The 15974-nt window shown below is 46.5% G+C and carries 4 protein-coding genes; all 4 read right to left on the bottom strand.

What is annotated here, in order from left to right:
• Nucleotides 1-5 precede the first annotated feature (5 nt).
• Genes ACE38W_RS14075 through ACE38W_RS14060 form a run of 4 tightly spaced genes read right to left on the bottom strand, consistent with a single transcriptional unit; the run spans nt 6 to nt 15972 of the window.
• Complete coding sequence (locus ACE38W_RS14075) at nt 6-3989, bottom strand: hypothetical protein (RefSeq protein ID WP_375831797.1); 3984 nt, start codon at nt 3987-3989, stop codon at nt 6-8.
• A gap of 10 nt (nt 3990-3999) precedes the next feature.
• Nucleotides 4000-4920, bottom strand: coding sequence for a hypothetical protein (locus ACE38W_RS14070; RefSeq protein ID WP_375831796.1), 921 nt, complete (start codon nt 4918-4920; stop codon nt 4000-4002).
• A gap of 1 nt (nt 4921) precedes the next feature.
• Complete coding sequence (locus ACE38W_RS14065; RefSeq protein WP_375831794.1) at nt 4922-6421, bottom strand: hypothetical protein; 1500 nt, start codon at nt 6419-6421, stop codon at nt 4922-4924.
• Nucleotides 6418-15972 carry a DUF6603 domain-containing protein gene (locus ACE38W_RS14060; protein WP_375831792.1) on the bottom strand — a complete coding sequence of 3185 codons (9555 nt, stop codon included), beginning with the start codon at nt 15970-15972 and terminating at the stop codon, nt 6418-6420. Before ACE38W_RS14060 ends, ACE38W_RS14065 begins: the two co-directional genes overlap by 4 nt.
• Nucleotides 15973-15974 lie beyond the last annotated feature (2 nt).

Raw genomic sequence — 15974 nt, 5'->3', positions numbered from 1 at the left:
TAGTTTTAGTTGTTTTGAGGTTCCTGGTTATTAGCTCCGGAAAGTGTAATCCATCCTTCTGTAAGCCGTAGATTATCCTGATCTGCTGTTGCAATAGGGGTGTATTGCTCTATCTCTTTTTCTTCATTCCAGCTGGTGACATCTTTTCTGGCTACCCAACCCCATTTGCCTTGTACTTCCGCCGGTGTAGGCATTTTTATTTTGTCAGGATCCAGTAATAATGGTCCGGTACGGAAGGTAGATTTAAGGTTGCCAAGCGCATTGGCAACAGGGCCTGTAGGCAAGCTGATGTTAAATTGTGGCTGACTTCCCGGAATGACTGGAATAGCACCGGAAGGGTCTACCAACATAGTCAGTTTAACTGTATTACGTTTAGGGGTCAACGTTATAGTATGTCCCTGTTTTACGTAATTAGATTCGAAGCTGACGCCATTGAATTTTTGTGCTGCAAATCCTGCCAGGTTAATCTTTCCTCTGGTATTCCTTGAAAACATCTTCAACAATTCCTTTGTTTGCCCATTTGCCCCATACACCGCATAGAAATTACTGTAATCATCCGCCTCAAAATAGCCAATGGCGCCATTTCCAGACAGGTATGCATCGCCAATCCTGATGGCGAAAGGTGTATTCATATAAGGTGGATCGGTAGGTTGGTATTGTTGGCTGCTGTCGTAAAATTTACCAGTATCTGCCCAGCTTTGATTATACATAGGTGTGCCTGCTAGTTCCATATGTACCTCTCCACGAACTACTGCCAGCGGTCTTCCCAGTAGTATACTCTGGTTGCCTGACTGACTCTTGAAATTGCTCATTGGCCAGAGGGTAACATCTATTACGCTGATCAGGTCATCATAGGCAGTAGAACCATCAAACCCGGTTTTGAGCAAGGCCATCACAAAATCCTGTAAATGCTGGTTCTCCAGTGCAGGCGGCGCTCCTAAAGCAGTATTGCTACCTGGTACTGCATCCCAGCGGATAGTATATTGAAAGTCATTTTCCTCATTACCATCCGATATCTGACGCTGTACCTTAATAATAGAGCCCTGGTTAAAACCATTGGCATCGAATACCATCAGCGAATTATCCAGGTGATTAGGCATTACCCAGCCACAAATTGGACTGGTAAGATCGGAGGAATTCGTATGAATGCTATCATTGTTCTGCTGTAACAGGTTTAAGCGTACATTTACCGGTTGCGATACTCTGGGAGATAATTGCCCAAAATATTTCTGATTAGGATTGGTGTAGTTAGGACTGCTGGTAGTGAAATTCTCTGACCAGAAAACGTTTTCGAGGGGATCTATAGGGCCGGCATGACTATCCTTGGTGGTTAATACCTGTCCAAAAGAATCTACCACCCATAGGTCTATCATCTGAAAATGCCCCGACCTGATGGGATAGAAAGGTTGTGAATCGGTGTAACTACTACTTACTTGTGGGCGAAAGTTTAATTCTGAATCTCCCAATAAGCGTTTTACATTAGTATCTGTAGGAGCCTTATTTATTGAAATAAGAGAAGTGATCAGTTGTCTGGTGAAACCACTCATAGATTGAGTGAGTAAATCAATACGGCCCACCTGACCGGCTACTCTTTGAAGGTCATCCAGGATATACTGCGGAAGTCCATCATACATCGGGTCATCCTGGAAGGCTGCCATTTTTGTTTTGATGACTTGAGAAGATTTGGCATTCATCACCGCACGGCCATAAAACACAATGGAGGATTGTGCCGGCGCCATACTACTGCCAGACCAGTCGTAGTCAATATCTCCCAGCACCCAATCTTTCAATGAGTCAGTGACTATGCCGGAAGATGGGAAAAAATTCATTTTCCAATCCATATAGATGGGCGTCCATGGCTGCCTGGTAATAAAGGCTACTGCAAATGGTGAAGGTAATACACCCTCCATACCTGAAACTGCATTCAGTGCCTGAGGATGGATACCCAATGTTTCGCTGTCATTCCAAACGGATGTTTGCTGTGCCTGTATTTGTAGTGTCAGCTGTTTCATCTGATCATTGGTGGGTGTAACACCGGCTTTGCCAAACCAGATACTGGCTATCATGGCTGCACAAGAAGTATCGAGGAGCATGGTTTCAACCCATAGGTCCATGGCCTCTTTGGGGAAGATGTTCCAGGTCGGCAGGGTAACTTTGCCCAGCAAGTCTGTAGCATTTACGAGAAAGGAACGTGGAGAACCACTAATCGTAAATGTGATATTTATGCCGGTAATTGTCTGGCCGGTAAAACGTACCGGCAAATTGAAGGTATCTGTATATTGTTCAGGAGAGGTAAGTTTAGGATCAATAGAAGCTCCACCCACCATAATAACAGGATCTACGGGAGCAGAAGCAGCGAGAAGGTCAATCGTTTTCAATACAAAGTTATTAGTAAGCTTGTCACTAAATGTCTTTGCATCTGTTAGAATCTGCGCCTGCTTTGTGTCCCTGTCCTGGGTTTTACTATTAAGCGCCGAAGTGATAGCGGCCATGCTATTGTTTACCTGTGTTTGTATGTTAGCAGGCACTTGTCTTCCAAAAATAGATTGTTTCACATGCAGCTGAAACATCTCTTGCCTTAAAGTTTGTATATCTGCATTCAGGTTATTTAAATCCTGTTGTTTAAGGTTTAGTTGTGTCAATGAATCGGTGTCGGCGGCATTCAATGGAATGGATTGTTGCCCACCTGTTCCAAGGATATTATCATCAGTACTTTCCGGCCTTACTACGATCCATTCCTGGCCACTGTAATGTTGCTCAAAGCGATCCGCATGGATGGCCATTTCCACAGCGGTAGGGTCGCTATTTAGCTGTGCCAGCAAATCTTTCTGAAATGCTTCTAATGCTCTTTCTATGATAGGGATATCAGCGGGATTCTGTTGGTTCTCTGCTACTACTTTGTTGGCCATATACGTAGAAATAGCTTCCATTGCATTATTGCCAACAGCAATAGTTACTCCTCCATCAGGGGTAGGTATCCCGGAACCATAGCCCCAGGAATCTCCTTTCCACTCCACGGATGCCATAGAATGACAGATACATTGCTTAGGCAAATCAGGTTGGTCTTCTTTTATGCCATGCTGCTGCCGCCAGCTATTCCAGGCAGTCATCGCTGTTTTTATCTGTGGAGGTAACTGCGGACCATAAGCGCCTTTAAGCCCATAATTTTGTTGCCATTGCTGCCACGTTGCCACTGCTTCCTGCACAGCGCCAGCGCCGCCAACAGACCATCCAAACTGCCCTTCCAGTGCATTCATCCAGTCTGTGTTATTGCCGGTGGCAATATCTGTCAGCAGATCTTCCGTAGGATCCGCATACCATCCCAAAAGAGAATAGGTATACTGACCTGCATCTCCGCCGGCATTATCATGCATGGTAAAAACATTCTTCACATTATCATAGGCTACAGACCACGACACATCCCCTGGACCTACTGCTTTAATCTTTGCCTGGTCATCTTTAATTTCTCCTGTAAAGCTGGCCAATGTCATGCTCACGCCAATACCTCTTACCGGAAAATCAGGGTCATTAGGATATGGGTATTGACTATCTCCTGATGACGTACCGATATCGTCCGAATCATCAATGTCGAACAGCATATCACTACAGATAATTGTAGCTTGTAATTGCGGTGGCGCAGGATTGGGATTGTCTTTGCTAAGAGTAGGATATTTAAAACGTGTTACCAACCAACGGTTAGGCACCAACGGAAATGCAACATTGCCGTCAGGATTGTTTTCATCGGATTGTTGTCCTTGGCGCATACTAAAGGGAAGGGTCCACATGAGGTGTATACCGGCAGCAGGACTGGTTCCTCTGACAAATGGTTGCGGGTCTGCTACCAATTTTCGGGACAGGTTATAATAATTATTTTTTGTTGATGCCCATATACCAGATCTGGTATCAGGAAGGCCTAAACGTAGGATGTCCATAGGAACGGGCACCATTACAACAGGGCCAGGCCAAACGGGGATATAGTTAGTTGCCATGATTTACATTTTAAGGTTGGGTAATAGATGAGCCACATGCAAGAGAGTCGGCGTCCAGATTATATTCCTGGTTGCCTGCTGCCCGTACTAGCTGTATGGCCATGGCACCAGGCGCCAGCTTTCCGTTAGGTAGCGCATTTGCAGGCATGGCTTTAATAACGTTCTCACGGAGTGTAGCCAGATCGATAACGCCTGGTTCCGCGCCGTTACGTAATGTGCCAGCAGCTTTGATGGGAGTGGGGCCGTTAAAGAGCTGCACACCTGCAGGATAAGGATTGTCTGTCGGATAGCCCAGCCCCCGTAATGCTATAGTGAAATTCGTGGCGTTGGCGTCCCGCGTAATACCAAAATGGAGGCCTTCAGAAGGTTCAATAAAATTCACTTTATCAGGAATACCATCCCAGATACATAACAACGTATTGTCGGAGAGGCGATCCATACGTAATATCTTCACGGGAGTGCCATTATTTGTTGCCTCGATTTCAAGTCCGGGCCATCCGGCCACTACCACCGATCTGAAGATGAGTCCTGTCATGCCGCCACCTGCTGTAGTCGGTACTGGCGCTGATTCATCGCGTAGTTCGGCGCGGAGCAGCTGTTGTTTAGCATCTATCTGCGCATATATTTCTTCATAAAAGGTTTCATTAAAAACCTGTTCTTTTGATGAAAGTACACCTACGCTGAGTGCCCCGTCTACCAATCGGTCCAGCCAGTTTCTATCTACATAAAAGAAACGCATGGACTCCAACGGCAACATACGGTTATCTGCCACCAGGTATTCAACAGGCATGCCGTAAAGTAACGTCAGCTGCGCCAGCCAGGTCGTCAGGTTGTCTGGTAACACCGGTGCAGGATAATTTCCATCCCTGACAGATAACAGCTGTTGCATCATATTGGTGGCTACAGCATTTCTGTTTCCCCATGATTTCATATTATTCGCTTTTTATTTTTTTAACAAGCATTAATAACGGGTCTGCATCTTCTTCTAGAATAGCTACTTTTTCTTCTTGGGTGAATACACCTGGAAGTCCATCCTGCAATACTGCTTCCGCGCGCGTGGTAATCTGTGGCCATTTCACTTTGCTGAAACCTCCTGCCAGCAGCATGCCTACGGCGGTGCGGGCGCTCTCGGATGTTTTAATACTGCGGGTATTACCTGCGATCGCGTTGATTTTATGCTCGTCTAATTGCCGCGCACTGTTGATGATACCAAGGAGATATACATTCCGCCAATTGAAAAGATCACCGGAAAATGCGGCATCCGACAAGGCCAGGAGCCTACCCGTCTGCCATGCTGTACTATAGGCGTGATTAAAAAGTCCTGTTTCGGGATCATAATGGATTGCATGATCACTGTAGTGATATGGACCATAGGCAAGGTCCCTCTTTGTTGGTGAAGGGATCAATGGTCCCCGGTACCACGAGGTGCTCTCTTCGCCCTGACGCATTTTATTTTGCAATGGAACGTATCCCATCTGCAGCGCTTTTTGTGCATCTGAAGATATTTCTCCTGTTTTAGCTGATAGCGGCATTTGCAGCAATTGCACGCCACCTCTGCCATCCAGACAAAGATTCTCCATCAACTGAATGAAGCTGCCTTGCGCCGCCTTAGCCCTGAACTGCCAGGAACCTAATAATACTAATCGTATCTTCGTATAGCCGCCACCGATAGTGCTGCCATGAAGATGATCCTGGTGCCCTTCATATGAAACCAGGAACATCGTATTTTCTGCATCTGCCATTGGTAATCTGTTACCAAATACAAGTGAGAAACATCCATCGTCCTGCATGCCGAGCAATATCTTTCCTCCAGTATTCACCTCCCTGCCATGTGCAAGAAATGGTAACTCGTCAAGAGAAGGTGTAATCGCCTGAAAGTAAGGCAGGTCAATATCGACAACCGTTACAAGCGTATCGTCTGCTCCAAAAAGATCACCTAATGCAGGTGGTAATATCTTTGTATCCAATGGCTTCACCACTTCTGATGCCTTCATTACCTGTGGCTCGCTAACCTTTGTCTTGAAATCGTCCGGGTAAATCGTCAGTAGTCCAATCCATGGTATCGGATTTTGGTCGCTATCTACCGCCAGATTAGCTCCTCTCGTGGTGGTGGCCGGATCTATTGAACGTGCCCAGGGCAGTGCAAAGCTGCTAAATACCATATTGGGCATGTGATTATCATAAAGTCCTTCCTGGTTGGCGGGAGGGTACACCATATGTATTTCGGAAGGGTTGATGGAAAACCGGGGCCCGTCCACTACCAGTGGCTGTGTTGCCACATATGGAGCAGGTGTTTCACCAGGAATATCTTTCACCTGATGTTCAGCCTTTAAGGTATATAAGCCTGCTTCCAGCGGATTTAATATCGCATCATAAAATCGTATCATACCCGGCCCTATAGAACCTGGCGTGGTTTCAATAATAGGTGTCATATTGCCTGTTTTTGAGCGTGAATACTAACCGTGGCTGTTTTAATGGTAGTTGCGCTAATGTCGAGCCCTGCATGACTGAGTTGTATCCCTTCTGCAAAAGTGTTATTTTCAATCATGTCAGTGAAGCCATACATACCATTGATCTGTACTTTATTGTCTTTCGGGATAGCCAGTATAGCCATGTAAGGTGCATCTGTTGCATCTTTCGGACAAGGGTATATCAATAGTGTTCCTTTCTCTGTTTCGTGTAGCCGTAGCGGTTGCAGGTTATCTCCCTGCAATGGCAAACTACCTGCGCCGATAGCAATATCGAGTCTGTCAGCACTGGTATGCTGGTCTACCAGTACGGCGATATATTGTGTGCCAGCAGGGAATACAGATTGAATCCATCCACTACGTTTAGTGTTGCCTGTGTCGGTGATTTTGTTACCATTCATTAAATCTGCAGCATCAATCAGTCCGGTGTTAGCATGAGTACCGCGAACGCGTATACGCTGACTGTTCTGTACACGTACCATGGCGGCATCTCCCAGTGCCCAAACGCTGTTGGTTTTAAATAGCTGAGAGTAGATATCCCAGCCGCTGATGCCATCTGCATTGCCTTCATAGCCTTGTACTGCCACTTGCGCGGTGCCCGCTGCCAGCGATACTGGCTGTTCTCCTATGATCAGCTGTATGCCATTCAAACGGCCATGCCTATCGAAGGAAGTAATGCGCAACGGTAAATCACCATTGGTTTGCAGCATGGTAGCGGTACGATAGTCAGTATTCCATAACAGCGTGGTGCCATCATACAATTGCTTGCTGCTATCATTGTAAATAGCATCCAGCTTGGTTTTTCTATTTAGATTAGGCGCTGGCTGATATTGGCTTTTAACGGATCTGACATTGCTGCCTACTTTATATCGTTTTACTATGCCTGCCAACTGCGGTGCTTTGAGTGGTTTTATAGCATGAGCGAATGAAACCGGCAAGGACGGTGGCTGAATATTTTTACCAGGTTCCAATACGCCATTGTTTTGGTAGATGCCTAACCGCGCAATAACAGGTAACGCCTGCAATATCATATCTGCTGAAGCGGCCATCACACTAAGATCCGGATTAAGCGGCGCCAGTATATCGCTAGCTGCAATTCCATCCAGGATGCTATTGCGTTTGATAACAATACCAGCAGTCATGATAGAATGCATGATCACATGGTAGGCATTGTTCTGGTCACTAACCGGATACCTGGCGGCTGCAGGGAATTTGATGACGTTTTTAAAAGGTAATATGTGTTTCGTACCAAACTCATATTGAAGGTTCATGATATCAAAGGCTGGAACGTTGCCGAGGAAATTGTATTCGTCTGCATCCAGTAAAATGCCATAAGATGCACCAGGTATCAGCAGATCATCTGCCTGCGGCGCTTTATTTCGGTCTAATGGGTCTTTGGACCACATAGCTGATGGCGCGCCATTGGTGTCAATAATGAGCTTTATTTTGCGGTCTGTGAGGTTTACAGGATTGCCGCGATCATCCGTAAGTGTAATAGTCAGTGGTGCATTTAAATCATCTATATAACCCATTGGTCGCACACCTACCTTTATGCCGGGCTGATTGAAGCCGCTATTGGTCACTATCACCGCTGATGCAGGGATGGCGGATTTGGCGGTCAGCATAAAAGGATAGGGTTGGATAGTCCAGCGTTCACCGTCATCATTCAATAAGCCTGATTCCGGATTGAGTTTAACCACCTGTTGTACTGGTGTGGTATTACGCTGTTTCAACCTGGCGTTCTTCATCGTACTGCCAGCTTCTGCTGGTGGAGGGAGGAAGGCGTCCGCAAATTCTTTCCAGCTGATGTTATTGTCTGTCGTTTGTGTTTTACCGGAGCCGATAGGAATGGTGAAGGATATCACAAACCAGTCTACCTTCACAGAACCATGCGTAGGCGGGCCTTCCAGCTTCAGTGTAGCGCCTAACTCTGCACGCAGGGTGATGGATACGCCGAGTATAGTGGTGCCGAAAGAAGCACCCACGGTAATACTGATGCCAACATTGAAGTAGAACGGATTCCATTCTATCAGAAAATCGGCAGAGGCATTCAGCCATGCTTTCAACGGGCCTAACTGATAAGCGACGTTCAGATATCCACCAGCCATCACCGCGGTAGGACAAAGCGCAAAATAAGCGCCACCGCCAACACTGATGCTGCCTACAGAAATGTCCAGCTTCCATTGCATGCCAAGCCGTGGCACCTCCGGATACCAGGCCGGCTTCTTGAAGTCAGGATGGTAGCCACCCAGCGAGATCACAAAATCTCCCGCTGGAATCATGCCTGCTGGTGTAGGAATATTTTTAAACCACAGGAAGAATGCAAATCCGCCTGTTACTTTACAATCTTTGGATAATACGAATGAATTCGGCGTCAGCTGCGCTTCTGCAGAGATAACTCCATACGAAGGTTTGAAGGAAATCTTTAACGCCAGCTCAAAATATGCCAGGGCAAACTGTCTTGGTATTTTTGGTGGTAAAGAAGTAAAGCTAAGGCCAAGTAAGTTCACCTCAAACTCCTTCCCAAAGCTGATGAACAATAGGGCGGAAGTAGTCAGCAGTTCAAAGGAGGTAAACTTAATACCTGCTGCCAGCCAGTACTGGCCTACCTCTGGCTCTACTACTTTACTCAATGCCACGAGTGCTGTTCCCGGATCTTCTCCTTCTGCAAAGGTGCCATCAGATAATCCTTTGAGTAATGGAAAATCTTGTACTCCTGTAATATCAGGGATCTTCAGCGAACGATTGAAACTGAAGCCTGCTGCTACACCAGTGATAAAGAAGAATGGAGGGCCACCCAATGGTGCTGTCAGCACGGCAAAAATAAACAGAGAAGGTTGTTTGGATGCATTCGGGGCAGGAGATACGGCGATTTCTGCATAAGAACCTAATGCCATCAATGCAAAGGTACCCGCCTTGATCACCGCAACGCCATTATACACGATCACATTCTGGCCGGAAACAACGGTTTCTGTTTTAACAAAGCCACCATTGATTTCTACTGCGCCGCCCTTGAAGCTGATGTCGAGGCCCTGTAAATCTGCGGTATACTTACTGAAATTAGTAGGGTCGGTAACGGGAACGCCTACTGTTAAACCAACAACAGATGCCTTCAGTCCTGCCAATGCTACATTACCGGTAAATAGGAATTCCAGCAATCTGCGTTGATCTTCCCAACCCAACCCAAAGCTATCTATATACAACGGCCCAAATGAACGCTCTATAGGTACGATCACCTGTGAACCATTTCCAGTATTGCTTTTCAGGTTTACCCATAACTTATTAATGTAAGCAGTGGTTACCGAGAATTCAGGATTAACTGGTGGATTACCACTATCGGCGCCTGATCCAAGAATATTGTTTGCGATAGGATTGCTGCCACCAGATCCTGCCAGCTTATCCGGCGCCAGCGACAACCCAATTTTTGCCAGGGTAATACCTGCACCAAATTGTACGGTAGGTCCACCGCTGGCATTAAAGGTCAGCGCGAATACCGTTCTGGGTTGTACCGCTCCTATCTTAAACCTCGGCTGATCTACGATAGGTTTTCCGCCAGTACCGATTATATCAAATCCCAGGTTGTTCAACATCATGCTGAACAAAGAGAAGTTGACACTGAAATCATTTCCTGTTTTTGTTATAGGCAGATAAAAACCTATACCAGGATCTCCTGCAACACTGCCATCACCTGCTTTTGTAATCCAGTCTCTGTCTGTTGCGCCCAACTGCAATACCAGGTTTGGCAACGCGGCAATTTTTAATCCAGGCGCAGCTACCGTGACGCCAAAATAATCCGCTTTGCCGGTAAGTGGTCCTACGATAATGGAGCCTGTATTGCCATCACCAAATTGTAATAAGGTGAGTTTATTCTGCATCAACGTATACAACAGATTACCAAAGAAACCTGTTGGTGTGAGCTTGGTGAGATTGTCGATGCTGTTCAGCTCATACTTGGTACCGCTCTTCAGTATCAGTGAGGTGGCCTGTAACAAGACTGCCGGCGTAGGGGCGTTAGCGATAGTGCTCACTATCGGCGCCTCCAGCCAGGTTTTTACCTTATCCAGGTTTAGTACCAGCAGGGATACATATCTTGGCAGCACTACCTTCACCACTTTCAAGAGCCAATCTGTAACACTGCCAGACATGGCCGCCGCTTCTGCTGCAGGTTTGGAGAAAAAGTTAGGTAACAACTCTATCGCAAGATCAGAGTGCTGCGTAGCATCTGTACTATTGCTGATAGGATCAAATATCAGATTGAAGCCCTTATTCAGATCATAAGCCAGTGTAATCCCTGGCCCACTGTTATCATCTACCGGTATCAGGAGGTCCATACCGAATGAGAAAGTAACAGAGCCATCTAACTTAACACCAACACCAGTTTCAGCAAGCTTTATTTTCATAACCTGCGTATCAGGCAGCGTGAAATCTGCCCAGAGTCCGAGGTATCCTGCATCATTAAGTCCTGCGAGTATGGTGACAGGTATTTTGCTGTCTGGTGTATATGCGAGTCGGCCTCCTTGTGCCTTCACGCCTGGCATTACGTCCTGCAGTAAGGTGATCAAACCCTGAACGGTAGTAGGGGCGCCACTTTGCGAGAATTTCTCTCTTAACCATCCTAATGCTACGGACTCTATATCGTTTAATAAATCTTTCTGAGCTCTTGACGCAAAAGCACTTGGTGAAGTCACCCCAATGATAGCATCCACCAATGCCATCGTATCTACTTGCTTGCCAAAGTTCAGCAGTTTCGTCACAAAGGTGCCTGCTCCACTATCGGAAAGTTTTTGTAATACTGTAGGGACAAGGTTCTTGAGGACGGCTGCCGCAGCTAGTTTACCTGCCTGTTCCAGTAGTGTTCCCCATCCAAGGAATGGTAGCAATTGTAAAGAAATACCACTTGGCGCATCAACTTTTCCCTGTGATATTTTCAGGAAGAAGTCTTTGTTATATCCCGTATTTACATAAAATGCAAGTGGAATTTTACTTCCTGATGAGATGGTAAGCTCGCCGCCAAATGAAGGCTGATAGTTGCCATCGATGCCCACCTGGAAGGACAATAAATTCAAGGTCCCCCAGTTATCGCTGATCACAAGGTCTTTTGCATTGAAACCAAAACTCGCCACATCGTCTTTCCCACTCAAGTCTATCTCAAAACCATAAGGCATGCCGGTAATCTTCGCACCTGTTGGATCAGGTGTTATTTTAATGCCATTAGGTGCAGTAACTTCGGGCAGATGACTCAATAGCTGCACCAGTTTGGAAATACTGAACTTTCCATTTGTACCTAATACATCATCTGAAAGTAGCCATGCCAAAGGATCATAAAGGATGCCCATTAATGATGGCATCTGCCATTGCAGATCTGTTTTGCTTACGGCTGCAACAGTAGCGCCATTAATCAAACGCTGGACTGTGAGGCTTTCCGCTGGCGCTTTATCTGCAAGTCCCAGGCCTTCGAATATCTGTTGTATCAACGGATATTTCTTCAGGAGCTGTTCCTCAAAAACTGCGTTCAGCAAAATGTTAAGGGTGAAAGATGGGGCGAGGTCTGCTACATCATCGAGGAAGTCATTGGTATGGAAGGGGATCAGCCGCAGCGCTTTGGCAGCGGGCTTGCTACCATCTCCCCAGGTAGCTACTGACGTAAATGTTGGTGTTACACTACCTGATTCCAATTTTAATGTGAAGCCGCTTTTCAGCGTTACGCCTACATTTTCACAATATATATCCAGCTCTCCATTAAGTACCTGGTTGTTAAGATCTAGCTGAATACCGCCGCTGATCAGCAGGAAGGAGCCCAACGGGAAACTGTCTGCAGGCAATATGCCAAAGGAAATAACACCGGTAGCATCTGTGCTGAAAGTCCAGCGGCCTGCTTTATAAGGGCCCTGGTTCTTAGCAAGATTGGCGGCCAGTTGTTTCAGGTTCTCTACATTAGCCAGATCGAATAATTGCCCAAATAATTGCTGGAATGTTTTATAAGGATCAGAAATTAACTCGAGTAACTTATATGGATATACGGTGTAACCTTCTTCTGCAGGCGCGCAGATGCCAAGGCCCGACAAAAGCTGCAATACAGGGACTTCAAATTTAGGTAGCTGGAACCCAAGTATATCAGAAAGGAAAGAGTAGAGCAGGTCGCGCTCTTCCTGTATAGCGAGTAATTTGTTGAACTGTGTTTGAATGTAGCTATCAAAATTAGCGAGTAAACCATTCCAACCTGCCGTATTAATTCCCAACAATCCATCAGGTAGATTATAGAGCTCAATATAGCGCAGGTCTGTTTCTCCATCAGGCGCTAAAGTAAGGCCCAGCATAGATAACAGGCTATAGGCTTTTTGGAACAATGGTTTGTTCTTCACTTGCTGAAAGCCTGCCTGTAATCCCTGGTTCAACAGCAGCATAAAGCCGTTTTGTAAACTGGCAGGGAACCCTGGATCCATAAAGTCCTGCAGGGTGAGCTGGGCTTGTTTTTCCTGTCCTGGCAGCGTTACATTCAATAAGGTTACGATAGGGTGAAAGTGGAAAGACTTACCAACCGTATCATAAGAAAGATCGCAGCCAACAATAATTTTCTCCACACTACCCAACGAACCTGGAAGATTTACCAGCATGCCGTCAGGGTTGTACAGCACGCCGCTCAGGCTAAACGATGGTACCTGTGCGTCAAATACTAATGCGCCGGTACTCAGGTTATATTTCAATGCATGGGCCCTGGCATGTAGATCGAAATTGAATTTTGTGCCGGAGAGGGTATAGGACCATGATTGGGACCTGCCAGCGCCAAGCCCCAGGACTTTACCAGTATTATCAAACCACGCAAGCCCTTCAAACCCTGCTGGCAGTGCAAACGTCCAGGGATCTTCATAAACACCAGTACCACCCGTTGGCGGCGCTGCCGTTATCTCCGTATTGATGACATATGATAAGAGGGAAAGCAGACTTTTAGCATTTGCTGTATTGGCAAATGTGGTAGCGATGTAATTTCGTATATCCGGCCACGGATTACTCAAACTACTCAGTGATAATTGCTGGAATCCGCTCCAGGCAAGTCCCGTAGGGAATACTGGTGATTTGGTAATATCCGGAATCAGCCCTAAAGAACCAATGGCAAACAGTGCGGCCCTGTTTTCTACGCGCATCAGCAGGGTACCTAAAGCACCCACCAGGAAAGGACTAAATGTACTGGCTGATTTTTTCACCAGGTCATGTAAAGCCGTCTGGTTATCAAAATTCAGGTCTTCTCCAAGGATAATATCTTTTCCATTGATGACCAGCTTGGGAGCTTTGATGAGCATAGACCATCCCCAGCCACTGATGCGGTTCCAACCTGCAGATAGCTGTGCAAGATCTGTACTCACCACTGCGCCACCAACGGCAGGAGTCATGAATCCTTTTGGTAATTGAAGATTTGCGCCGACCTCCGGTAGCCACGACGCAGCTACACTTCCATCTGTGCTGAATCTCAAGCCAAGTCCCTGCAAGCTCAATGACGGTACAATATCCACGCCGCCAATTGTAATCGTTGGCATTAAGGATAAACCAATCACCAGCTCCGTGGTGTTATCAGTAGTGTTGTCTACTTTATAGGCAGTAAGATAAGCAGGCAATGTGCTGCTGCTTAAGGCTATGCCGGCCTTCCATGGATCGGTGATAGTACCACTACCGGTAACGGATATATTAAGTCCTGCTGTTGTTTGTTGCAGCAGGTTAGCCATTTCTTGTATAATGTATGCAAAAGCAGATTTACCATCTACTGATGTGGCATATTGTAAGGTATGCAGATAGAAGTCAGACCAGGCTTTCACCGGGTTGAGGATAGACTGCGCCATCTGCGCGCTGGAGAACGGTGGTGGCAGTGTTGCCGGCCATTTTCCCTGCGCACTTGCAGGAGGTACTAGGCCTATCAGGGCGCCAATACTTTTCGCAAAGTCATTGCTGTTGACACCTATTAACGTTATCAGCGCATCGCTTAACGCTGCTGCACCGGCTTCGGCCAGCTCTCCTGGCGACAGCAGGTTTACATTTTCAAATGATGTGAGTGTGGTCACCACCTGGTTCAGGGAAAAGTCAGGAACGATTTTTCCATCTGTACCCAATACCAATCCTGCAGTTAAGGAGCCGACGCTATTGCCATCATAAGCTACCAACGGCTGGCCTGAGGTTTTATTCTTTAATGCAAACTGGAATGCAAATTTTATTTGTGGAGAGGCTGTTAAGGCTTGTGCGCTGAGTCCAAACTGCCCCAGCTCTAAATCGGCCTGTGAGGTGAATACTGCCGATGAACTGCCCAATGCTACATTATTACCGCGGAATGATAAGCCGGGATAGAAGTAACGGATACCTCCATCGTCAACAGTAGTGGCCACACAGAAATCCAGGTTGCCGATATTATTCACCGATATAATACCCAAACGGAATGGATCAATACGTGTACCCGTACCCGTTATTTGCAAACTGGTATTACCCAGGAACCCACTCAGACTGGTGATCCAGCCTTTCAGCGCATCAGTATCCGAACAAAGGGCATTGAACCAGTTGAAGAATAATGTTTTGACGCCATCAGGATACTTGGATGGATTAGCTGCTACTTCGAAGAGCTTGTACCATTCCATGACAGGCAGTTTCACTGCCAGGTCAGGCACCTGCGAGCTTAATCCTAATAATGGCGTGATGTAGTTAAGATTTTTCAGCTGGTTAGGGAACACATAACTGAGGGCTCCCATAAACAGGTTGGTGGCTATTTCCAGCATCTCCTGCCCACTAATGGCCAGCAGATCTGCCAGTGATTTATTAGCCGGTGGCGCACTTCCCAGTTTCAGCGACAATACCTCCAGTGATACATTGAAAGGATCGCTGGAAGCGACATCTATCAGTGCACTGAACTTAACGCCATCAAAAGAAATACCGTTGATGTTTACCAATGGTAACTTTTTGTCGCCGCCTTCTGCTGCCACTCCTAAGCTGATAGGGTAGCCAGGATTTGTAAAAGTTATTTTGAAACTACCGTTGCCAATTGCTACGAAAGGCATCAGTCCCCAGACATTCACCGTGAGTGCCGCATTGGTAGGAGGCACTTTCCAACTATGGAGTATACCTAGGCCCAATACGGTTTCTGTTTTGCCATTATCTTCTTTCTGGTAGCTGACGAGATAAAACCCCGTAGGTTCGTTACCGTTTTTAATGGGATACCAGGTGCCAAGCAAAGCAGCATCCTGTATAGGTATGCCCAGGGCATTGCCCCCGATTTTTCCAAGGACAGCTGTCAGTAATTGCTCGAATTGCGCGGGATTGTCAGTAATGCCTTTCTGGGTATTATCGATAGGATTGGCAAACCAGCTGGGGTTGAGCGCGTACGTTTCTTTATTGGGGTCTGGTTTAGTCAGTAATCCTATTAATAATCCAAGACTGGCCAATACTGGGTCCAGTCCTGAGAAAGAAATGCCGTTATCGCTGCTGACGTTATCTGTCCTGGCGCGTTTGTTGCCCTGGGCAGTGCTATATTCATTAATCATCT

This window comes from Chitinophaga sp. Hz27 (assembly GCF_042263525.1).
GTDB lineage: Bacteria > Bacteroidota > Bacteroidia > Chitinophagales > Chitinophagaceae > Chitinophaga.
This window is presented reverse-complemented; position numbering and strand designations above follow the sequence as displayed.